The sequence below is a fragment of the Serratia sp. (in: enterobacteria) genome (assembly GCF_051654945.1).
Classification (GTDB): Bacteria; Pseudomonadota; Gammaproteobacteria; order Enterobacterales; family Enterobacteriaceae; genus Chania.
On sequence record NZ_JBOFZA010000042.1, the window covers coordinates 1 to 22,598 of the forward strand.

Annotated in this window: 21 protein-coding genes and 2 tRNA genes; 12 read left to right on the forward strand and 11 right to left on the reverse strand. The window is 54.7% G+C overall.

Going from position 1 to position 22,598, the window contains the following annotated elements:
* Positions 1-276: 276 nt before the first annotated feature.
* The 4 genes from ACRDCA_RS05530 to pnuC all read left to right on the forward strand — a co-directional run bounded on the left by ACRDCA_RS05530 (position 277) and on the right by pnuC (position 3,295).
* A tRNA-Lys gene (locus ACRDCA_RS05530) sits at positions 277-352 on the forward strand.
* 187 nt (positions 353-539) lie between these two features.
* A tRNA-Lys gene (locus ACRDCA_RS05535) sits at positions 540-615 on the forward strand.
* A gap of 860 nt (positions 616-1,475) precedes the next feature.
* Entirely contained in the window at positions 1,476-2,537 is a 1,062-nt protein-coding gene (gene nadA, locus ACRDCA_RS05540) for a quinolinate synthase NadA (protein WP_438688632.1), read from the forward strand.
* Between the two features lie 32 nt (positions 2,538-2,569).
* The gene (pnuC, locus tag ACRDCA_RS05545; protein ID WP_438688633.1) at positions 2,570-3,295 is read left to right on the forward strand and encodes a nicotinamide riboside transporter PnuC; all 726 of its coding nucleotides are present in this window, start codon (positions 2,570-2,572) and stop codon (positions 3,293-3,295) included.
* A gap of 158 nt (positions 3,296-3,453) precedes the next feature.
* Here the strand turns inward: pnuC and zitB are convergent, their stop codons facing one another.
* Positions 3,454-4,392 carry a CDF family zinc transporter ZitB gene (zitB, locus tag ACRDCA_RS05550; RefSeq protein ID WP_438688634.1) on the reverse strand — a complete coding sequence of 313 codons (939 nt, stop codon included), beginning with the start codon at positions 4,390-4,392 and terminating at the stop codon, positions 3,454-3,456.
* A 209-nt stretch (positions 4,393-4,601) separates the two neighbouring features.
* Here zitB and aroG point away from each other — a divergent pair, with 209 nt between their 5' ends.
* The 3 genes from aroG (at position 4,602) to ACRDCA_RS05565 (ending at position 8,168) form a co-directional block, all read left to right on the forward strand.
* Positions 4,602-5,657, forward strand: a complete 1,056-nt coding sequence (aroG, locus tag ACRDCA_RS05555; protein ID WP_438688635.1) for a 3-deoxy-7-phosphoheptulonate synthase AroG — start codon at positions 4,602-4,604, stop codon at positions 5,655-5,657.
* A gap of 278 nt (positions 5,658-5,935) precedes the next feature.
* Positions 5,936-7,126 (forward strand): YjgN family protein, encoded by a 1,191-nt coding sequence (locus ACRDCA_RS05560; RefSeq protein WP_438688721.1) that lies wholly within the window; start codon positions 5,936-5,938, stop codon positions 7,124-7,126.
* A gap of 10 nt (positions 7,127-7,136) precedes the next feature.
* On the forward strand, positions 7,137-8,168 hold the full coding sequence (locus ACRDCA_RS05565) for a M48 family metallopeptidase (protein ID WP_438688636.1): 1,032 nt from the start codon (positions 7,137-7,139) through the stop codon (positions 8,166-8,168).
* Positions 8,169-8,263: 95 nt separating this feature from the next.
* Here the strand turns inward: ACRDCA_RS05565 and gpmA are convergent, their stop codons facing one another.
* From gpmA to modE, 9 genes are all read right to left on the reverse strand, one after another.
* Positions 8,264-9,016 carry a 2,3-diphosphoglycerate-dependent phosphoglycerate mutase gene (gene gpmA, locus ACRDCA_RS05570; RefSeq protein WP_021180326.1) on the reverse strand — a complete coding sequence of 251 codons (753 nt, stop codon included), beginning with the start codon at positions 9,014-9,016 and terminating at the stop codon, positions 8,264-8,266.
* 272 nt (positions 9,017-9,288) lie between these two features.
* Positions 9,289-9,627, reverse strand: a complete 339-nt coding sequence (locus ACRDCA_RS05575; RefSeq protein WP_438688637.1) for a PsiF family protein — start codon at positions 9,625-9,627, stop codon at positions 9,289-9,291.
* 187 nt (positions 9,628-9,814) lie between these two features.
* Positions 9,815-10,858 (reverse strand): galactose-1-epimerase, encoded by a 1,044-nt coding sequence (gene galM, locus ACRDCA_RS05580; RefSeq protein WP_438688638.1) that lies wholly within the window; start codon positions 10,856-10,858, stop codon positions 9,815-9,817.
* The gene (gene galK / locus ACRDCA_RS05585) at positions 10,852-12,003 is read right to left on the reverse strand and encodes a galactokinase (RefSeq protein WP_438688639.1); all 1,152 of its coding nucleotides are present in this window, start codon (positions 12,001-12,003) and stop codon (positions 10,852-10,854) included. The genes galM and galK overlap by 7 nt, the downstream gene beginning before the upstream one ends.
* Complete coding sequence (gene galT / locus ACRDCA_RS05590; RefSeq protein WP_438688640.1) at positions 12,003-13,052, reverse strand: galactose-1-phosphate uridylyltransferase; 1,050 nt, start codon at positions 13,050-13,052, stop codon at positions 12,003-12,005. Before galT ends, galK begins: the two co-directional genes overlap by 1 nt.
* A 261-nt stretch (positions 13,053-13,313) precedes the next feature.
* Positions 13,314-14,135: a lysostaphin resistance A-like protein gene (locus ACRDCA_RS05595; RefSeq protein WP_438688641.1), complete on the reverse strand. Its 822-nt coding sequence runs from the start codon at positions 14,133-14,135 to the stop codon at positions 13,314-13,316.
* A 145-nt stretch (positions 14,136-14,280) separates the two neighbouring features.
* On the reverse strand, positions 14,281-14,853 hold the full coding sequence (locus ACRDCA_RS05600) for a cysteine hydrolase family protein (protein ID WP_438688642.1): 573 nt from the start codon (positions 14,851-14,853) through the stop codon (positions 14,281-14,283).
* 119 nt (positions 14,854-14,972) lie between these two features.
* The gene (gene modF, locus ACRDCA_RS05605) at positions 14,973-16,442 is read right to left on the reverse strand and encodes a molybdate ABC transporter ATP-binding protein ModF (RefSeq protein WP_438688643.1); all 1,470 of its coding nucleotides are present in this window, start codon (positions 16,440-16,442) and stop codon (positions 14,973-14,975) included.
* Positions 16,443-16,658: 216 nt separating this feature from the next.
* Positions 16,659-17,450, reverse strand: coding sequence for a molybdenum-dependent transcriptional regulator (modE, locus tag ACRDCA_RS05610; protein WP_438688644.1), 792 nt, complete (start codon positions 17,448-17,450; stop codon positions 16,659-16,661).
* A 180-nt stretch (positions 17,451-17,630) separates the two neighbouring features.
* On the opposite strand from modE, the gene ACRDCA_RS05615 reads away from it, so the two are divergent.
* The 4 genes from ACRDCA_RS05615 to modC all read left to right on the forward strand — a co-directional run bounded on the left by ACRDCA_RS05615 (position 17,631) and on the right by modC (position 20,479).
* Entirely contained in the window at positions 17,631-17,774 is a 144-nt protein-coding gene (locus ACRDCA_RS05615) for an AcrZ family multidrug efflux pump-associated protein (protein ID WP_438688645.1), read from the forward strand.
* A gap of 150 nt (positions 17,775-17,924) precedes the next feature.
* Complete coding sequence (modA, locus tag ACRDCA_RS05620) at positions 17,925-18,698, forward strand: molybdate ABC transporter substrate-binding protein (RefSeq protein ID WP_438688646.1); 774 nt, start codon at positions 17,925-17,927, stop codon at positions 18,696-18,698.
* Positions 18,695-19,384: a molybdate ABC transporter permease subunit gene (gene modB / locus ACRDCA_RS05625; protein ID WP_438688647.1), complete on the forward strand. Its 690-nt coding sequence runs from the start codon at positions 18,695-18,697 to the stop codon at positions 19,382-19,384. Before modA ends, modB begins: the two co-directional genes overlap by 4 nt.
* The gene (modC, locus tag ACRDCA_RS05630) at positions 19,385-20,479 is read left to right on the forward strand and encodes a molybdenum ABC transporter ATP-binding protein ModC (protein WP_438688648.1); all 1,095 of its coding nucleotides are present in this window, start codon (positions 19,385-19,387) and stop codon (positions 20,477-20,479) included.
* A 125-nt stretch (positions 20,480-20,604) separates the two neighbouring features.
* Here modC and ACRDCA_RS05635 read toward each other — a convergent pair whose 3' ends face one another.
* Entirely contained in the window at positions 20,605-21,426 is an 822-nt protein-coding gene (locus ACRDCA_RS05635) for a pyridoxal phosphatase (RefSeq protein WP_438688649.1), read from the reverse strand.
* A 152-nt stretch (positions 21,427-21,578) separates the two neighbouring features.
* On the opposite strand from ACRDCA_RS05635, the gene pgl reads away from it, so the two are divergent.
* Positions 21,579-22,574 carry a 6-phosphogluconolactonase gene (gene pgl / locus ACRDCA_RS05640; RefSeq protein WP_438688650.1) on the forward strand — a complete coding sequence of 332 codons (996 nt, stop codon included), beginning with the start codon at positions 21,579-21,581 and terminating at the stop codon, positions 22,572-22,574.
* Positions 22,575-22,598 lie beyond the last annotated feature (24 nt).

Here is a 22,598-nt window from a genome sequence, read left to right on the forward strand (position 1 = left end):
CGCAGGTTCGAATCCTGCACGACCCACCAATTTTCGAAGAGTTGGTATAGTGTGGAATCGTAAAGGATGAGAACCGTCAAAGGTTCGAGCCGACCGTAGGGAGACCACGGCAAGGCCGCTAATCCTGCACGACCCACCATTTTTAAGATTTACCAGTGAGTCAAATCGTGAGGATGAGAACCGTAAGAGGTTCGAGCCGAGCGCCGCGAGACAACGGCACAGCCGTTAATCCTGCCAGACCCACCATTTTAAGATACGGCAGTAAACCACGTCAGTGGGTCGTTAGCTCAGTTGGTAGAGCAGTTGACTTTTAATCAATTGGTCGCAGGTTCGAATCCTGCACGACCCACCAATTCTTGAAGAGTTGGTATAGTGTGGAATCGTAAAGGATGAGAACCGTCAAAGGTTCGAGCCGACCGTAGGGAGACCACGGCAAGGCCGCTAATCCTGCACGACCCACCAATTCTTAACGAATTGGTAAAGAAATGCAGTCGAGAGTCTCTCGTTGCTAACGCGGTTAAGCAGTAAACCACATCAGTGGGTCGTTAGCTCAGTTGGTAGAGCAGTTGACTTTTAATCAATTGGTCGCAGGTTCGAATCCTGCACGACCCACCATCTTAAATATCCCTCAGTACTAAATTCTAAACTCCAGCACATCATATTGCACCAGTCGTGCGGGTGAGATCCTGCGCTCAGGTTCGAGTCTCGCTTGCGAGACAACGGCGACAGCCGGTCATCCTGCCAGACCCACCATCTTAAAGAATTCCCCAATATAAAATCCAAATACCAGCACATCATATTGCACCAGTCGTGCGGGTGAGATCCTGCGTTCAGGTTCGAGTCTCGCTTGCGAGACAACGGCGACAGCCGGTCATCCTGCCAGACCCACCATCTTAAAGAATCCTAAGCAATAAAATCCCAGCAATAAAATTACATATCGCACCAGTCGTGCGGGTGAGATCCTGCGTTCAGGTTCGAGTCTCGCTTGCGAGACAACGGCGACAGCCGGTCATCCTGCCAGACCCACCATCTTAAAGAATCCTAAGTAATAAAATCCCAGCAATAAAATTACATATTGCACCAGTCGTGCGGGTGAGATCCTGCGTTCAGGTTCGAGTCTCGCTTGCGAGACAACGGCGGCAGCCGGTCCTCCTGCCAGACCCACCGCTCCTTGGACTATACGCCCACCTAACTTTGTCTTTGAATTCCTCAACGCTTGTTCTTGCTAGCTCATCCGTCAGACGGGCACAGCATGCAGCGCCCCTACGCATGAAGCCTGGGAAATGTCCGCCGTCTCTCCCTTTTTTGATCCGGAATTTTCAATCCAATAAACAAATAAAGTCAAAACAACAAATGTTAAGCGACATCTGAGTGAATTTTAGGTATTTTGTTTAGTATATAAAACGAGGCGGTTCGGCAAGCGGCAAAGTACAGCCAAAAAAGCAGGCCCACACCCTAGCATAGAGATGACTGCGATGAGTGAAATGTTTGATGTCAATGCGGCGATATACCCATTTCCGCCGAAACCGGTGCCGTTAGACGTTGCCGAAAAGGCTTTTTATCGGCAGAAGATCAAAACCTTGCTCAAGCAGCGTGATGCAGTGATGGTCGCCCATTACTACACCGACCCGGAGATCCAGGCGCTGGCCGAAGAGACCGGCGGTTGCGTGGCCGACTCGCTGGAAATGGCGCGTTTCGGCAGCCAACATCCTGCGTCCACGTTGCTGGTTGCTGGCGTGCGTTTTATGGGGGAGACAGCCAAAATCCTCAGCCCGGAAAAACAGGTGCTGATGCCAACGCTGAATGCCGAGTGTTCGCTGGATCTGGGGTGTCCCGAAGCGGAGTTCGCTGCGTTCTGTGACAGCCACCCAGATCGGACGGTAGTGGTTTACGCTAATACTTCCGCCGCGGTCAAAGCGCGTGCCGATTGGGTGGTGACTTCCAGCATTGCCGTTGAGCTGATTGAACATCTCGACAGCCTGGGGGAGAAAATCATCTGGGCACCGGATCGTCATCTGGGCAACTATGTGCAAAAGCAGACCGGAGCAGACGTATTATGCTGGCAGGGGGCCTGTATCGTCCATGACGAGTTTAAAACCCAGGCGTTAATACGCATGAAAGCCCTATACCCCGAAGCTGCGATACTGGTGCATCCAGAGTCACCACAGGCGATCGTCGATCTGGCCGATGCCGTCGGTTCGACCAGCCAACTGATCCAGGCGGCGATAACGTTGCCCAACCAGCAACTGATCGTGGCTACCGATCGCGGTATCTTCTACAAGATGCAGCAAGCCTGTCCGGATAAAGAACTGTTTGAAGCGCCTACGGCCGGAGAGGGGGCAACCTGTCGCAGCTGTGCCCACTGCCCGTGGATGGCAATGAACGGCCTGAAGGCTATTGCCGAAGGGCTGGAGCAAGGCGGCTCGCAGCATGAAATTTTTGTTGATGGCGCGCTGCGTGACAAGGCGCTCATTCCGCTCAACCGCATGCTGGATTTTGCAGCACAGTTGAAAATGCAGGTTAAAGGCAACGCCTGAATGTGGGCTTAGCGTTTTATAAGGGTGGTAAAATGAGCTTTTTCAGCACGAGTAATATCCTGGTTCATATTCCGATTGGTGCAGGGGGTTATGACCTGTCGTGGATTGAGGCTATCGGCACGCTGTTTGGTTTGCTGTGCATCTGGTTTGCCAGCAAAGAGAAAATCATCAACTATCTGTTTGGCCTGATCAACGTTACGCTGTTTGCGGTGATCTTCTTTCAGATCCAGCTTTATGCCAGCCTATTGTTACAGCTGTTTTTCTTCGTGGCCAATATTTACGGCTGGTACGCCTGGAGCCGCCAGACGCAGGATAATCAGGCCGAACTGAAGATCCGCTGGTTGCCGTTGCCTAAGGCATTGGCATGGGGAGCCGTGTGCGTGATCGGTATTGCGTTGATGACGTTTAATATCGACCGGGTATTCGCTTACCTGACGCAAATTGCGGTGGCGGTAATGCAGGGATTGGGTCTGAACGTGCAGATGCCAGAGTTGCAGCCAGACGCGTTCCCGTTCTGGGATTCCGCCATGATGGTACTGTCCATCGTTGCGATGATCCTGATGACGCGCAAGTACGTTGAAAACTGGCTGCTGTGGGTGGTGATTGACGTGATCAGCGTGGCAATTTTTGCTTACCAGGGCGTGTATGCCATGGCGCTGGAATACGTCATTTTGACACTGATTGCGCTTAATGGCTCTTGGCTCTGGATACGCAGTGCCGCAAAGAATCACTCCCAGCCGCTTTCTTCTGCACCTTAGCCCCTCACCTCAACCCTCTCCCACTGGGAGAGGGAGCTGTTGCGGTATTGTTTGCAGGTAAGAAGATAATCTGTAACCGGGCGATGTGGAAGGCTAATTGTCGCAGCCGAGTTGTGGCACGTTCGGTTCCCTCTCCCTGTGGGAAAGGGTTAGGGGTGTTAATGATGATGCCCCAGATGGCCAGAGTGTGAGTGGTCACTCGCAATGCCACAATCTGGAGTATCACAATGCTGATATTCCATCTGGATCGTCGCATGGCCAATTTGGTAATGCTCCAGCAAATAAGCCTGGATACGGCGTAACAGCCCGTCATGATCGTGGGGGGGGATCACCTGGGCATGCAGCGTCATCAGCTTTTGTTCACCAACCTGCCAGACATGCACATGATGGATATTGCGCACTTCTGCAATATTCAGGCACAGTTCCTTTTGCAGCTTGTTGATATCCACCTCCTGCGGTGTCCCTTCCAGCAGTTCATGAAAACTCTCCTTAAGCAGACGCCAGGCGCTGCGCAGCACCAGACAGGAAACCAGCACCGAGAGTATCGGATCGATGGGAGTCCAGCCGGTAGTAAGAATGACGATGGCTGCCGCAATCGCCCCTACCGAACCGAGCAGATCGCCAAGCACATGCAGGGCGGCGGCCCGCACGTTGATATTTTTCTCTTCACTGCCACGGTGCAGCAGCCAGAAGGCGAACAGGTTAGCCAGCAGGCCCGCTACGGCGATCGCCAGCATTGGGGTACCCATCACAGGCTGTGGATCGAAGAAGCGCCGTACGGCCTCCCAGAGGATGAATATGACGATCAGCAATAAAGCGGCGGCATTGACAAAGGCGGCCAGGGTGGTCAGGCGCAAATAGCCAAAAGTATGGCGGGCATTAGGTTTACGCTGCGAGAAGTGCACCGCCATCAGGGCAACAAGTAATGCTGCGGCATCCGTCAGCATATGCCCGGCATCTGCCAGCAGCGCCAGCGAACCGGAAAGCAAACCGCCAACGACCTCGACGATCATGAAGACCACGGTGACTAAAAATGCGGCTAGTAGGCGCTTACTGTTGCCGTCTTTAGGCTGATGGGCATGAGAAGCTCCAGACATTAACTGTTCCTTTTGCAAAAATTGTTGGCTGGCAAAACATAAGTTTGGCCGTGACTTAGTTCATTATAGGCCGCCTTGGCGAGGAGCTGAATATATGCCAGCAGCGATGACGAGGGTTAAAGGTGATTTACAGCGCCAGCCTCACAGGCTAGATTGGTAAAATCTACCCTACGCGCTGAGCGATACACCCGATACCGAATGGAAAAGTGATGAATTACCAAAACGACGACTTACGCATTAAAGAAATCAAGGAGCTCCTGCCACCGGTGGCCCTGTTGGAAAAGTTTCCGGCTTCGGTTCAGGCAGCTGAGACGGTGTCACAGGCCCGCCAATCGATCCACAACATCCTGCGGGGCAATGACGATCGCCTGTTGGTGGTGATCGGGCCTTGCTCTATTCACGATACCAAAGCTGCGAAAGAGTATGCCGCGCGCCTGATGAGCCTGCGCCAGGAACTTAACGGTGAGCTGGAAGTGGTCATGCGCGTCTATTTCGAAAAGCCGCGTACCACGGTGGGCTGGAAAGGGCTGATCAACGATCCACAGATGGATAACAGCTTCCAGATTAATGAAGGCCTGCGCCTGGCACGTAAACTGCTGTTGGATATTAACGACAGCGGCCTACCTGCAGCGGGTGAGTTCCTGGATATGATCACCCCGCAATACCTGGCGGATTTGATGAGCTGGGGAGCGATTGGCGCACGTACCACGGAATCCCAGGTGCACCGCGAACTGGCCTCTGGCCTGTCTTGCCCGGTCGGCTTCAAAAACGGTACCGACGGCACTATCAAGGTAGCGATCGATGCTATCAACGCCGCTGGCGCACCGCACTGCTTCCTGTCTGTCACCAAATGGGGGCATTCTGCGATTGTTAACACCAGCGGTAATGGTGACTGCCACATTATTCTGCGCGGCGGCAAAGAGCCTAACTACAGCGCGGCCCACGTGAAAGAAGTTAAAGAGGGGCTGGCCAAAGCGGGTCTGCCTGCTCAGGTGATGATAGACTTCAGCCACGCCAACAGCAGCAAGCAGTTTAAAAAGCAGTTGGAAGTGAACGCAGATGTTTGCCAGCAACTGCGTGGTGGTGAGAAAGCCATTATTGGGGTGATGATCGAAAGCCATCTGGTAGAGGGCAATCAGAACCTGGAAAGTGGCGAGCCGCTGGTTTATGGCAAAAGCGTCACCGACGCCTGTATTGGCTGGGAAGATACCGAAACCGTACTGCGCGAACTGGCGTCGGCGGTGAAGGCGCGCCGTAGCCGCTAGTAAGCTCTGCTGACAGCCCCATACAATACGTACGGGGCTAATAATATCATCTTTAAGGTTATCCCCATTATTATCCAAATGCCTTAAAGGCGGTTCAATCAGCCGGAGGCATTTTCTCAGCATAATCTCATTAAGTTGTCTATTGAGGTTTTGAGTAAAAACACTATTTGCGATCGTTGCGCCGTATGACTATCATGGCGTGATTTTTTTGCAAACCTAATACCCTTGTTTAAAATAAGGGATGGTAGTGAATGATTTTACTTCAGGACGAAGAGTTAATGGAAAATAACAGTTCTAACAATAATACTCAGCATCAAATGCATTTTCGCGGGACGGGTGGCGAATATTTCGCTATCTGGTTGGTCAATATCTTACTGACGGCTATTACCTTAGGTATATACTCTGCCTGGGCAACGGTGCGCCGTCGTCGTTATTTTTATGGTAATACCGAATTGAATGGCGACCGCTTTGATTATCACGCGCAGCCAATGCAAATTCTCAAGGGCCGTCTGCTGGTGATCGGTGGCGTGATCCTGTTTTATATTCTCTTGTTTATCAACCCATTGCTTGGCATGGTCGCTATGCTGGCCTTTTTTGCGTTGATCCCTTGGATTATTATCCGCAGTTGGCGTTATAACGCCATTATGTCCAGCTATCGTGGCGTTCGCTTCAATTACCTGTGCCAAACCGGACGCGCATACTGGGTATTACTGTTCTGCCCACTGCTGTTAGTGATTGGTTTGTATGTCGTTATGATCGTATTAGGTCTGATTGGCAGCAATCTGGGTAGCCCAACGGCGATGATTGTGTTGGCTGTGATTACGGTCATCCTGTTTGTACCAATGTTGGCCGCAATCAATGGTATCCTGGCGACTCTGCAATACGATCTGTATGTGAACAACCTGCGTTTTGGCAATTCACCCTTTGTTGCCCAATTCAAGAAAGCCGAGTTTATTAAGATCGCACTGTTCAGTCTGCTGATCTTCTTACCATTCCTGGCTATCGCTTTGGTACTGGTTGGCTCGTTCTTTGCCACACTATTCCAGATGGCGCTGTTTGGCGGAATGTCCGATGCTGCAATGCAAGGCCTGATGGTCAGTCATATCGGTAGCCTGTTTATGATGATGTTAGTGCTGCTGATCGGCCTGATGGTGTCCAGCAGCTATATGGTGGTGGCACAGCGTAATTACATCTTTAACCAAACCACCTTGCAAGGTGAAGTTAAACTGCGTTCTACCATGCAGACGTTGCCTTATATGATGTTGTTGATCACCAACAGCCTGATCACCGTGTTCTCTCTGGGCCTTGCGGCACCAGTGGCGCATGTACGTCATGCGCGTTATATGGCACAGTCCACGCAGGTTGAAGGCGATCTGTCGCTGCTGACCGTACAGGCTCACCATGATACGGCTAACAACGCAATCGCCGAAGAGGCCGTGCAGGCGCTAGACCTGGGCACCAGTTTTTGAGTAAAGACTGATGATCCTTGAAGGACACTACCAGTGCCCTGGCCGGGCCGCCCAACAGGTGGCTCGGCTGTTATTAAACGAGATGGGCGATGGGATAACGCTGCAATATGACGGTGAGCATCGCTATTTCTCTCTGCCGCAGATTACCGTTTCCGATTCATTGGGCCGCATTCCGCTGACCCTGACCTTCCCCGATGGTAGCCGTTTTGTGCCTGCCGACGATGCACCGTTTCGCCAGTGGTTTTATCAACGCCGTTCACCGGGATTGGTTCACCGACTAGAACGCCATAAACGCGGCGTAATACTGGCGCTGCTGCTGACCATTTTGCTCACGTTGGCCTATGTTTATGTGGGGCTTCCCTGGGCAAGCAGCGTAATTGCAGAGCGTATTCCTACCGCCGCTGAGCAAAGGCTGGGTAAACATACGCTAGATTTACTGCAGAAAGGTGGCTTCGAACCGTCGCAACTGCCTGCCGAGAAACAGCAAGCGGTAGAGAAGCTGTTCCAACAGGTGATGCCGGAGCAGATGCGGCACGAACGTACGCCGCTCAAATTGAAACTGCTGGCGGTGCCAGATGTGGCTAATGCGTTTATGTTAACCGACGGTACTCTGGTGATCACCGACGATCTGGTCAAGCTTGCGACCCATGACGATGGCCTGGCAGCAGTGATGCTGCATGAAATGGGGCATCATGCTTACCGTCATCCCATGCGCATGGTGGTACGTTCATCCCTGGTAGCGTTGACGTTTATGTGGATGACCGGCGACGTGAGCGGCATCGGCGACACCTTGTTGCAATCGGCCTCATTTGTGCATGAAATGCAGTTCTCCCGCAGCGTGGAGCGCGAGGCGGACGACTGGGCAATTGCAGAAATGCAGCGCCAAGGGCGTTCGCTATTGGCGATGGAAAATACCTATCGTGCATTGCAACAGGCGGCCAGCACCTCAACCGTGGCACCTGAGATGCCGGAATGGTTAAGCACCCACCCAGAGATGCAGGCGCGTTTGCAGGCTATTGAAGCTGCCCGAAGCAAAGAGTAATAAAAAAGCCCCCGGCGCAATGCCAGGGGCTTTCAGATTGATAACATCGCAAGACGGGCGCATGCAGCGCCCCTTGTTGTTTTCAGCAACGAAAATTACTTCGCTTTACCCTGGTTGGCGACTGCCGCAGCCTTGGCCGCGATCTCATCGGCATTACCCAGGTAGTAACGTTTGATTGGCTTGAAGTTCTCGTCGAACTCATACACCAACGGCACGCCGGTTGGGATGTTCAGTTCGAGGATCTCGTCTTCGCTCAGGTTATCCAGATATTTCACCAGCGCTCGCAGGGAGTTACCGTGAGCCGCGACGATCACGCGCTCACCGCTCTTGATGCGTGGCAGGATCTCTTCGTCCCAGTAAGGGATAACGCGATCGATGGTCAGTGCCAGGCTTTCGGTCAGCGGCAGCTCTTTTTCGCTCAGCGCTGAGTAACGCGGATCGTGGCCAGGGTAGCGCTCATCTTCTTTGGTCAACTCCGGTGGCGTTACCGCAAAGCCGCGACGCCATTGCTTGACCTGCTCGTCACCGTATTTTTCTGCGGTTTCAGCCTTGTTCAGACCCTGCAGCGCGCCGTAATGGCGTTCGTTCAGCTTCCAGGACTTTTCGGTCGGCAGCCAGGCTTGATCCAACTCATCCAGAATATTCCATAGGGTGTGGATGGCACGCTTCAGTACGGAGGTATAAGCGAAGTCGAAAGAGAAACCTTCGTCTTTCAACAATTTGCCCGCGGCTTTTGCTTCGGTGCGGCCTTTGTCGGACAGATCGACATCGTACCAACCGGTGAAGCGGTTTTCGTTGTTCCACTGGCTTTCGCCGTGGCGCACCAGAACCAGCTTAGTTACAGCCATAGCTTAACTCCTTAATAATCTGACGGTTTAATGATAACGAATATCATTATAATCTGCGGCCTTGATCACGGCAATCAATATACCCGTGAATAACCTTGCTCGCTTGCATACCTGAACAGGACTGCATGACCCTTAGCGTTGCTGGGTATGGTGTTAACCATAGCCAATTTTTTAGCGCAAGGTAAGAGGGAGCGAAGGAAAGAGCTGAATCGTTCAGGCTGGCAGTTGGGCGCGAATGAGAGCGAGTCATTCGCGCCGTAGCGTTAAGGCGATCAGGCAGCTTTTTTCAGGCAGCTACTCATAAAGGTTTTACGCTCGTCACCTTTCAGGCTCTTTTTGGCGGCGTCGGCATTACAGTCTTTCATCTTCTGCTGCTGCGGCGTGAGGGTTTTCTCGGCTTGGTGGCCTTCGGCCTTCAGGCAGGTGCTCATAAAGGTGGTGCGGTCAGAACCTTTCAGCGATTGGGTGGTAGCCTGCTGATTACAATCGGTCATGCGTTTTTGCTGTGCAGCCTGCGCCGGAGAAGGCGTTTTTGCTGCGGTGTCGGCAGCCATCAGGTTGGTGCTCAGCATTAAACCTGCCAGTAATGGAAGTGCAGTGATCAGACGCATTAGGTGTTCCTTCAGCTATTGAACGGCCCGCAGGCCGAAAATTGTGATATCGCACACGGACTTGTGTATACCACGGTAGCCTGATTCTAGTGCGGGGTTGGCAATAAGGAAAGGTAACCACCGAGGGGCGCAATGTAAGCAATTATAACAATCACGCCCCTTACCGCATGATAAGGGGCGTGGCGGCTTACATAGGAATAAGCTGATAATGCGTGGCGCTCAGATATTGCTGGCCTGGTTGTAGCCAACAGTCTGGTTGTGGCCATTCGGGATGGTTTGGGCTGTCCGGCAGGAACTCGCTTTCCAGCGCTACCCCAGCGTAATTTTGGTAGCTGCCACCGTCGCGTGCAGGCGTGCCACCCAGGAAATTACCGCTATACAGCTGTAGCGCTGGCGCGGTGGTATACACCGTCATCCCGACCTTGCCGTCGGCGGACCACAGGTGAGCAGCCGGGCTTATCAAGCCGTTGCAGGTTTCATGCAGCAGGTAAGCATGGTCGTAACCCTTGACCCGCTGCTGATCGCGATCGCGCAATAAATCTTGTTGCAGGGTTTTCGGCTGGCGAAAATCCATCCCGGAACCTGCTACCGCGGTCAGTTCGGCGCTGGGGATACCGTCGCCGTCTACGGGGAGATACTGGTCGGCGAACAGTTGTAAGCGCTGTTGACGAGCGTCGTGGCCTGCGCCATCCAGATTGAAATAGGCATGATTGGTCAGGTTGACCGGGCAGGCGCGATCGGTCTGTGCCTGATACTCAATTTCCAGCCGGTGATCGGCGGTGAGGCGGTAGGTGAGCGTCACATCGAGGTTGCCGGGGAAACCCTGATCGCCATCTGGCGAATGGAGCTGATAAATCACCTGCTGCTCACTCTGCTCCACGATCTGCCAGCGGCGAGCATGGAAGCCGTTGGGGCCGCCGTGTAGTTGGTGCTCCCCTTGATTGGCGATCAACGGGCGTGGTTTGCCGTCGATTTGCAGGCTGGCATGCGCAATACGGTTGGCATAGCGCCCGACGGTAGCCCCCAGATAGGCTCCTTGATGCAGGTAATCCTGCGGGGTTTGACACCCCAGCAGCAGCTCACGCCGTTCCCCTGATTTCAGTGGCAGTACGGCGGAAAGCCAGGTTGCGCCCCAATCCATAAAAGTGAGCGTCGCTCCCGCAGCATTGCGCAGAGTGGTGAGATTAAAGGGTTGGCCGTCTGGAGCAACGGCGGAGTTATCACTCAACATAGGCCCGATCCTTGTGAGGCTTTACAGACATAGAAGGTTTCTTGCAGGCCGTTGGTCAGCCGTGGATATTCCTGAGCTACCGCAGCACGTACCGGCTCCACCAGATCCAGCGGCATCAGGGCTACGATGCAACCGCCAAAGCCACCGCCGGTCATACGCACGCCGCCCCGATCGCCAATGACGTTTTTGACAATCTCGACCAGCGTATCGATAGGGGGCACGGTAATTTCAAAATCATCACGCATAGAAGCATGCGACTCGGCCATCAGTTTACCCATCAGTTTCAGGTTACCCGCGGCCAAGGCATCGGCAGCCGCCAGGGTGCGATCGTTTTCGGTGATCACATGGCGCGCCCGTTTGGCAACGATCGGATCCAGCTCATGCTGGATCGGGAAAAACAGATCCGGGCTGACATCCCGCAACGCCTTGACGCCGAAGAAGCGTGCCGCTGATTCGCACTGTTTGCGGCGGGTGTTGTATTCGCTATCGACCAGGCCACGTTTGACGTTGGAGTTGATGATCACCACCGCGATATTGGCTGGCATCGGCACGGCACGCGTTTCCAGCGAGCGGCAATCGATCAGCAGCGCGTGATCTTGCTTGCCCAGCGCAGAAATCAACTGATCCATAATGCCGCAGTTGCAGCCGACAAACTGGTTTTCCGCTTCCTGACCATTCAGCGCCAGCGCTACGCCGTCCAACGGCAAGTGGTAGAGCGCCTGCAATGCCTGGCCGACGGCGACTTCCAGCGAGGCGGAAGAGCTAAGGCCGGCTCCCTGCGGGACATTGCCACTGATCACCAGATCGGCACCGCCAAAATTAGCATCGCGGGTCTGCAAGTGTTTCACCACGCCGCGTACATAATCGGCCCAACGCAGGCTGGCGTGGCTGACGATCGGTTCATCCAGTGAAAACTGATCCTGCTGGTTTTCGTAATCGGCAGCCAATACGCGGATCTGGCGATCGCTGCGTGGGGCCCCGCTGATCACGGTCTGATAATCAATCGCACAAGGCAGGACAAAGCCGTCATTGTAATCGGTGTGCTCGCCAATCAGGTTGACCCGGCCCGGGGCCTGGATCGTCAGGGTAGGCGCATAACCAAAGTGTTCGGTAAACAGGGCTTGGGTATGTTGCTTCAGACTCATTAGTTCACTCCGGCTTCGCGGTAATGGATATCACTGACCGCGCGCAGGCGTTCAGCGGCTTGTTCTGCGGTCAGATCGCGCTGGGTTTCCGCCAGCATTTCATAGCCCACCATAAATTTGCGCACCGTGGCACTGCGTAATAGCGGCGGGTAGAAGTGGGCATGCAACTGCCAGTGGCGGTTATCGGCCTGGTTGAAGGGGGCGCCGTGCCAGCCCATGGAATAAGGGAAAGAGCATTGGAACAGGTTGTCGTAACGGCTGGTCAATTTCTTCAGTGCGATGGCCAGATCCTGGCTTTGCGCTGCGCTGAGATCGGTGAGGCGTTGCACCGGCGCTTTTGGCAGCAGCAGCGTTTCGAATGGCCAGGCTGCCCAGTAAGGGACGACCGCCAGCCAGTGCTCGGTTTCCACTACCGTCCGGCTACCGTCGGCCTGCTCGCGCTGTGCGTAGTCCACCAGCATGGCGGATTGATGCTGGCTGAAATACTCGTGTTGCAGGCGATCTTCCCGCTCGGCTTCATTCGGCAAAAAGCTGTTGGCCCATACCTGACCGTGCGGGTGAGGGTTGGAACAGCCCATTGCGGCCCCTTTATTTTCAAACACCTGTACCCAGGGATAGCTGCGCCCAAGATCGGCAGTCTGTTCCTGCCAGGCGGCGATCACCTGTTCCAGCGCGGGTAGCGTCAGCTGCGGTAGCGTTTTACTGTGATCGGGGGAGAAGCAGATCACCCGGCTGGTGCCACGCGCGCTCTGGCAACGCATCAGCGGATCGTCGCTTTCTGGTGCCTGCGGGGTATCTTGCATCAGGGCGGCAAAATCATTGGTGAACACGTGGGTACCCGGGTAGTCAGGGTTTTTATCGCCGGTAACGCGCGTATTACCAGGGCAAAGGAAGCAGTCAGGATCGTGGGAGGGCAGGCTTTCCTGTGCGGGGGATTCCTGCTGACCCTGCCATGGGCGTTTGGCCCGGTGCGGAGAGACCAGCACCCACTGGCCGGTCAGGGGATTAAAACGGCGATGTGGATGATCGATAGGGTTAAAATCAGGCATAACGCTTCCTTCAGCTAACTGTGTGGCTATTTGTAATCGCTTTCACTGTTGCCTGAGCGACTTTAACCATCAGCATTTTGGCAAATAATGGCTAGAAGATAGCATGCTCGTGGCGATAAAAAGGTGATCTAGCGCGAAAAATGGAATCGCTTACATTGATTGCGGCTATATTGTCGCAGGGATAAATCAGGTTGATGGGCTGGTAAAGTGGTAGCGGTTACACCTAGTTGGGCCGGCAGCAGGATCTGCCGGCCAGCAGGACTATGGATACTGATAAACCGGGTAGGTGAAGAACAGCAGATGGACCAGATTAAAGCCAAAGTGGAAGCCAATAGGCACCCACAAGCGGCCACTCCACATCCAGGCCAGGCCATAAATCACGCCCGCCAGAGTGGCAAACGCCACCATCAGCATGCCACCGGCAAAGTGGGCGGCCCCAAACAGTAAAGCGGTGATAATCAGTGCCGGATAGGCACCCAGCCACTGGCGCAGACGTTGCTGCAAATAACCCCGGAACAGCGCTTCTTCGGCCATCGAAACAAAAAATACGTTGGCCATGATAAATGCCAGGATCCATGACGGCAGGTGCAACTCAACTTTCAGACCACCGAGTGCCACCGCTAACAGCAGTACCGCAGGGATAGCCAGCAACAGGAGCACCCAGGCGCTGGCACCAACCCGTTTGTCGGGCTTGCCAGCGTTAAACAGCGTTGGCAGACAGGCTAACAGCAGGAAAGGCACCAGCGCTTTATCGAAGTTGTAATACATGGAATACAGCGAGCTCAGTGGGCCCACTTTGTCCTGATCGACCATCAATTGGTTATTAAAGCCAGGTATCTGGTGATAAAACAGGGCGATTGAGTTGGCGACTAAAAACAGTTCCAGCGCCAGGGTGATGCTGTGCTGCTGGCGATAGTGCTGATGAAGCCAGATAGCGAGAGCGATAATCGCCAGATAACCCAGGCCGATGGGCGTCAGGATATGGTGATAAACCCCCATTGCGGCGGCGGCTGCCAATACTACTGCAGCAATCAGCCGGTTAAAGGGCAAAAAAAACAACGAAGCCGAGAGTACGCCCCACATAATAGCTATCCCTTAAAATAGACACACGGCGCTCAATGCCGGAAATCCGGCGTGTTAATGTCTGGTTAAACGAGCACTAATTCGGATAGTAGCACAACAGGGTGAAATCAAAGGTCTGGACAGTAGTTAATCGTGCGGAAATGACTTACTCCTTCATCCATGCCTGAGAGCGCATAACCTCCCCCAGATTTTGCAAGGTTTCCAGGCTTTGCTGGTGGATCTCTTCCGTTGAGGCGGCGCAGAGATCTTGTAGTACGGTTACCTGCAATCCTGCATCGTGCGCCTGCCGGGCAGTGCTCTCAATGGCCAGCGGGGTGCTGATGCCAGCCAACAGCAGGTGGTGACAGCGGTGCTGCTGTAACCAGGCCAACAAATTGTTACCGGCAAAAGCGCTGAGTCCTTTCTTTTCGAGACGCAAATCCTCGGTTTGTACCTCCAGACCGGCCAACCAATGACATCCTCCGTGGCTTAGCCGCAACGCGCCAATATGTTTAAGCTGAATAAACAGCGGCGAGTGCCGGGGAATGTCGTGGTAATCGTCGGCAAAACCGGTGCGCAGCCAAATCACCGGGATTTTACGTACCCGCGCATAGGCCGCAGCAGCGTTGACGCGCGTGATCACTTCACGCGTTACGATTTGTTCGCGGCAGTGATTCGCCCGCCCTTTGGGGCCAGCCAGATCTTCAATCAGGTCAATAATAATCAGCGCGGCGGACATATCCTCTCCAAAAACGTCTCTCTACCCTTTAATGATAAAAGGTCAAATGTGATGTGTTGTGGAGTAAGTGTTGCCGGATATGTCGCGGGATGAGCGTTGTGACTCTCATCCCGGGTAGGTTAAGCCAGGACGTCTTGTTGGTAGCGATAGCTATCGCCTTCAGGGATGAAGGAGAAGCGGTGGGTGATACATTGCGGCGCGTCTTCTGCATGGTGTGAGACAAACAGCAGCTGGGTTGAGCCCTGTTGGATCAGCACGTCCACGAAACGCCTTACCAACTGGCGGTTAAGCGGATCCAATCCTTGCAACGGCTCATCGAGGATCAGCAGCGCCGGGTGCTTGACCAACGCGCGGGCAATCAGCGCCAGACGTTGTTGGCCCCAGGAAAGGCTATGGAAGGGGGCATCACCCATAGCGCCAAGCCCGAGCAGCGCCAGCCATTGCGAGGTCAACTGTTGTTGGCGATCGGAAACCGCCTGATAAATACCGATCGAATCAAAGAAACCGGACAGGATCACGTTACGCACGCTGGAGCTGACCCGGTAGTCGAGATGCAGGCTGCTGCTGACGTAGCCAATATGGCGTTTGATATCCCAGATGGTTTCGCCGCTGCCTCGTCGGCGGCCAAACAGCGTCAGATCGTTGCTGTAGCCTTGCGGATGATCGCCGGTGATCAGGCTGAGCAGGGTAGATTTTCCCGCTCCGTTCGGGCCGACGATCTGCCAGTGCTCACCGGGGTTAACTTGCCAACTGAGCTGATTGAGAATGGGACGATCGTTGTAGCTCACCACGCCATCACGTAATACGATCAGTGGTCGATCGGCCGGGAGCCGGACGACCCGGGTGGGATCTTCGGTTTCCGGCAGCGTCAAGCCGTTCAGGTTTTCACTGTGCGCCAGTTGGGCGACCAGCGCTTCGGTCATCACCTGTTCCCGTGGCCCTTGACTGGTGAGGGTACAATCGGCCAGCACGCCAACCTGCTGAATGAAGCCTGGGATTTCATCAAAGCGGTTCAGCACCAACACCAGCGTATAGCCCTGTTGCGCAAGTTCTCCCAGCAGGGTAGCGAGCTGAGCACGTGAATTGACGTCCAACCCGTCGAACGGCTCGTCGAGGATCAGCAAATCGGGTTGGACCATCAGGGCGCGGCACAGCAGGGTTTTGCGTGTCTCACCGGTAGAGAGATATTTGAAACGGCGTGTAAGCAGGGGAGTGATGCCAAATTGCTCGGCTAACTGCGCACAGCGAGCGGGATCGTTGAGTTCTTCCTGAATGATTTCCGCCGTGGTGCGACCGGTGTCGTCTTCGTCCTGGCTAAGCAGGTCGGTATTGTTGCGCTGCCATTCATCGCTGACCAGTTTTTGCAACTGTTCAAACGAAATCCGCACCACATGGTGAAAATCACTGTGGCGTTCGCCTTTCAGTAATGTCAGTTCACCCGCCAGCGCTCTGGCCAGCGCGGATTTCCCGCTGCCGTTAGCCCCGACGAATGCCCAGCTATCGCCGGACTGTATGTCAAGCCGACCCAGCTCCAGCGTGCGGGTATCGCTTAAGCGAAATGAACCTTGCGAAATGTGCAACGAAGGCATCCTCTGTTCCCTATTCTGCAATTATTTTATTTATACCCGTCGTCTTTCAAGCCGCAGCGTTGTTATCTGCACTCGTTCACCCTAGTCACTTACGAAAAGTAAGCTCCTAGGGATGAACGAGCTTGCCGCCTAGCTGCGGCTTGAAATCCATAGGGTATAGAGATAGGAGCAAGCGGAAAAGATGTCAATCGGCAATACTGCAACGTGACGTTGCGTTTAACACAACGTCGCGACAATCACCCGATCGGCGTTGAACAAGGCGTGAACTGCCGAGCCGGCGCTCAGTTTCAACTGTGCCAGTTCCTGATTGCTGACGGTAGCACACAGCGTTTCTCCGCCGTTGAGCGTCACCAGAACCTCGCTGTGATCGCTACCAGGCTGAATACTGGCTACGCTACCCGCTAACGCGTTATCGGCCAGGCCCATAGAGGCCGGATCGGTACTCAGCTTCACCCACGGGGCCTTAATCAGTGCCAATACCTCTTTGCCCGGCGTCAACTGCAACCGATCGGCGCTTTGCTGGGTGACGGCGGCGGTCAGGCGGGTGTGGCCATCGGCCAGCCGCAAGCTGATATGTTGTTGGACCTGCTGGTGATCGCGCTCAATCACGGTGCCGAAAAACTGGTTGCGGGCGCTGGTTTGCAACGAAAAACGGGCGATGGCGGCCAGCAAGCTGTCCAACGGCAGATCATCCTGCTGCAACACGTCAAAAGCCTTTTGCTGGATTTGGCCCAGCAGATCGTAAAGCTGGATCAGCCGCAGGCCATAGCGGGTTACCTGCGCGCCGCCGCCCCCCTTGCCACCGGTTGCACGTTCGACTACCGTCTGCTCGGCTAAGTGATTCATCTCGTTGATGGCATCCCAGGCGCTCTTGTAGCTGATCCCCGCCAGTTTGGCTCCCTGGCTGATCGAACCGGTATGGACCACTTGTTTGAGTAGCGCGATACGGCGTGGGTCGGCGAACAGCTTCTCTTGAAGCTTTAGGGTCAGGAGGATCTCGGCCTGCATGATTAGTCCTTAATAAGGCAATAAGTCAGGTTATTGTCGCCGATTTGCAGCAAAGCGCCAACTGAGCACGTTTAGCCGGTTACAAATTTCCCTCAGTCGGTAAAATAACCGCGTTTTCGCCTGCGTTTTGGTTTACAGTGAGGCCTACGCAGCGGTTTAAAGCAGTTAAGTGAGGCTACCATGTTAGAATTGTTGACCAGTCTGTTGTTTGCCGTGGTAATGGTGCCGGTAGTAATGGCCATTATCCTGGGCTTGATTTATGGCTTGGGTGAAGTGTTTAACGTCTTCTCCAAAATTGGCCATCCGAAAGAAAACCGCAGCTAATCCCCATCCCAAATGCCCGCCAAGCCGTTTTGGCGGGTATTTCTCAAGTTATCTCCCGCTTTGCCGATAAACCGCATGACAATCTTTCGTGCTACGTTATATTATTTTTTACATAACGATGTGATGAACGGTTAACTTGCGGAGGAAACGATGAAACAGCAATGGATTAAATGGGTTGGCGGCGTGGTATTGGCTTCAGGGCTGGTGGCACAGGTTGCTGCGGCGGAGAAAATCACCGTGTTTGCCGCGGCCTCGCTGACCAACGCGTTGCAGGATATCGCCACTGAATACCAGAAAGGCAAAGATGTTGAAGTTGTTTCCTCTTTCGCGTCCTCTTCTACGCTGGCACGCCAGATTGAGCAAGGGGCACCGGCGGATATGTTTATCTCTGCCGATCAGCAATGGATGGATTATGCCATTGATAAGCAGCAGATGGTGCAAGACACCCGCTATACCCTGCTGGGCAATGAGCTGGTGCTGATCGCCGCCAAATCGGCCAAACAAGATAAAATCACTATCAACCAGCAAACCGATTGGGCAAAATTACTCAACGGCGGCCGCCTGTCCGTGGGCGATCCGGATCATGTGCCTGCGGGCATCTACGCCAAAGAAGCGTTGCAGAATCTGGGGGCCTGGACCACGCTGGAACCTCAGCTGGCGCGTGCTAACAACGTGCGTAGCGCCATGGCGATGGTTGAGCGTGAAGAAGCCCCGCTCGGCATCGTTTACGGTTCCGACGCCGTAGCCAGCGACAAGGTTAAAGTGATCGCCATCTTCCCGGAAGACAGCCACAAACCGGTCGAATACCCAATGGCGATCGTTAAAGATCGCCAGACGCCAGCCGTGACGGCTTTCTACGATTACCTGAAGAGTCCGCAAGCCGCGGCTATCTTCGAACGTTATGGATTCACCCCGCGTAAATGATATTAAGTGAGTATGAGTGGCAGGCCGTTGAACTGAGCCTGAAAGTCTCCAGCCTGGCGGTAGTCTGCAGTTTGCCGCTGGGTATTTTGCTGGCCTGGATCCTGGTACGCTGCAATTTTCCCGGCAAATCGTTGCTGGATAGCATTATCCATCTGCCGTTAGTCCTGCCGCCGGTGGTGGTGGGCTATCTGCTGCTGATCGCCATGGGGCGGCGCGGTTTTATCGGCGAATGGCTGTATAACTGGTTTGGTTTCAGCTTCAGTTTCAGCTGGCGTGGTGCGGCTTTGGCTTCGGCCGTGGTGGCTTTCCCGCTGATGGTGCGTGCTATCCGCATGTCGCTGGAAGCGGTGGATACCCGGTTGGAATTGGCGGCCCGTACCCTGGGTGCTAATCCGTGGCGGGTGTTTTTCACCATTACCTTACCGCTTTCGCTACCCGGTGTGATCGTGGGTGTGGTGCTGGCCTTTGCCCGTTCACTGGGCGAGTTTGGTGCCACCATCACCTTTGTTTCCAACATCCCCGGCGAAACCCGCACCATCCCGCTGGCAATGTACACCCTGATTGAAACGCCAGGGGCCGAAGCGGCAGCAGCGCGCCTGTGCGTGATTGCCATCGTGCTGGCGCTGGCTGCCCTGATGGTTTCCGAATGGCTGGCCCGCTGGGGCCGCAAGCGTATGGGCCTATAGATGTTAGAACTGGATTTCTCCCAGCAGCTTGGCGATCTCAACCTCAACGTGCAGGCAAATCTGCCCGCACAGGGCATCACCGCGATCTTCGGCCTGTCCGGGGCTGGTAAAACCTCGCTGATTAACGCCATCGGTGGTCTGACGCTGGTGCAGCAGGGGCGTATCGTGCTGAACGGCCGTACGCTGGTGGATACCGCCAGCGGTGTCTGCTTGCCACCGGAAAAACGCCGGGTTGGCTATGTTTTCCAGGATGCGCGCCTGTTCCCCCATTACCGCGTGCGGGGCAACCTGCAATACGGTATGGCGGCCGGTATGCGCGGCCAGTTTGACAGCATTGTCGAGCTGTTGGGTATAGCACCGTTGCTTAACCGTCTGCCTCTAACGCTTTCCGGCGGAGAGAAACAGCGCGTTGCGATTGGCCGTGCGCTGCTGACAGCCCCTGAATTGCTGCTGATGGACGAACCGCTGGCCTCGCTCGATATGCCACGTAAGCGTGAGCTGTTGCCGTATCTGGAGCGGTTGGCGCAGGACGTCAACATCCCCATCCTCTATGTCAGCCATAGCATGGACGAGATCTTGCGCTTGGCAGAACAGGTGATGGTGTTGGATCACGGCCAGGTACGCGCGTTTGGTGGTTTGGAGGAGGTCTGGGCCAGCAGCGCGCTGCGGCCTTGGCTACAGCGTGAAGATCAGAGCAGCGTGCTGAGCGTTAGCGTGATTGAGCACCACCCGCGTTATGCCATGACCGCGTTGGCACTGGGCGATCAACGGTTGTGGGTGGGAGGAATTGCAGCGCCGGTAGGCAGCCAGATGCGTATTCGTATTAACGCCGCCGACGTTTCATTGGTGTTACAACCGCCAACCAATAGCAGCATCCGCAATATTTTGCCCGCCAAGGTGGTGGAGTGTCTGGAGGTGGAAGGGCAGGTTGAGGTGAAGCTGATGGTCGGGGAAAACATTCTCTGGGCACGCATCACCCCTTGGGCACGTGATGATTTGGCCATCAGACCCGGCCAGTGGCTTTATGCTCAGGTCAAGAGTGTCTCGATCAGCCGTGATGGCGCCTCACCCCAACCCACAAAGAGAGGGAGCTGATGCGGAGGTGTTGGAGGCATGCTGAGGCACTTTTCCTACGGAGCTGATGGTGGTGACAGGTGTTTAATTTTTTGCACATTCGGTCCCCTCTCCCTGTGGGAGAGGGTTAGGGTGAGGGGCGATTATCAGCTCAGCACGCGAGAACGAATAACTTCGGCAATACCCGGCTGCAGGTGATCCGCAATCACCAGATCCGCACGTTCCTTGATGGCGTTATCGGCATTCCCCATCGCGACGCCCAGCCCAACCGCTTCCAGCATGCTCAGATCGTTATAGTTGTCACCAAAGGCGACCACCTGATCCATACTCAATCCCTGCGATTCCACCCACTGTTGCAGGCGCTTGCCCTTGCTGTTGCCACCTTTGGCAATGTCCACCTGATCGTGCCACGACCATTCACAGGCCAGGCCCAGCTCTTTTTCTACCATTTCGGCAAAGCTGCGCAGTGCCGGCAGATCGCTATGTGAAGTGGCAAATTTCCAGATGGCCTGCGCGTCATCTGCCGCCTGCACCAGGCTGTTGACCTGCAACAGCGTCGGGCGTTGGGCGGCAGGTAATGTCTCTGACCAGGCCAGCGAACGGATCACATGGCCGCTGGTTTCCTGATACAGCATGGCGTCGTCCACATACATCAGGCCGTGAATATCGTTTTGCTTGAGCAGTTGCAGCACCTGTTTGGCCTGCTCTTTGACCAGCGGATCGGAAGCCAGCACTTTTTTCTGCTGGAAGTCATACAGATAGGTGCCGTTACAGCAAATGGCTGGCGTATCGATTTGTAGCGCCTGATAGAAAGGATGGATGGCAACGTGATGGCGGCCGGTAACTACCACCACCTTCACCCCGGCGGCGCGGGCTTCCGCCAGCGCGGCCAGCGACTGCGGTAAGATTCGTTTCTGGTTGTCTAGCAAGGTGCCGTCTAAATCGAGGGCAATAACACGGTAGCTCATGGCGGTCTCATTATAGTTAGCAAGAAAATTACCTCGATAGTACACCGGATAACCGTTCGATAAAACCGCGCAGCCCAGGGTTGCCATGTCATAAATGTCGCGTAAGCTAGAACAAACTGAAACCGGTTACCCTTTCTCATTGAGGAGAGCAAATGAAGCAAATCGTTTATGTCGCCAGCCCGGAAAGCCAACAGATCCACGTATGGCAGTTAGATGACCAGGGCGCGCTGGCGCTGTTGCAAACGGTCGAGGTAGCGGGGCAAGTGCAGCCGATGGCGATCCACCCGGACAAGACCCATCTGTATGTTGGGGTACGCCCGGCGTTTGGCATTGTCAGCTACCGTATCGCGGACGATGGCACGTTGCATGAGGCAGGTATGGCACCGTTACCGGGCAGCCCGACCCATATCTCAACCGATTTGCAGGGCCGCTTCCTGTTCTGCGCATCTTATAGCGGCAACTGTGCCAGCATCAGTCCGATTGGCCATGATGGCGTGGTGCTGGCACCTATCCAGCAGATCGATGGCCTGACTGCACCGCATTCGGCCAATATTGACCCGACCAATCAACTGCTGCTGGTGCCGTGCCTGAAAGAGGATCGCATCCGCCTGTTTAATCTGAGCCAGCAAGGCCAACTGACGCCACACGGCCAGGAAGCCGTCGCGACGGCAACCGGTGCAGGCCCGCGCCATATGGCATTCCATAGCAATGATAAATTCGCTTATTGCGTCAATGAACTGGATGGTACGGTGGACGTGTTCGCCATCGAAGAAAACGGCGGCAAATATACGCTGGTGCAAAGTCTGGACATGATGCCAGCCGAATTCACCGGCACCCGCTGGGCGGCAGATATTCACCTGACGCCAAACGGCCGCTTCCTGTATGCCAGCGATCGCACGGCCAGCATCCTGACGGTGTTCAGCGTAGCGGAAGATGGCAGCAAGATTGCGGTGGTTGGGCACCATGCCACGGAAGAACAGCCACGTGGTTTTAATATCGATCACAGCGGTCGCTTCGTGATTTCGGCAGGGCAAAAATCCGGCCATATCGGCGTATATCAGATCGATCAGCACAGCGGTGAGCTGACGGACTTGGCGCGTTACCCGGTGGGCAAAGGCCCAATGTGGGTGAGCGTGCTGGCCAAATAATTGACAATAATGAGGGGCGAAATG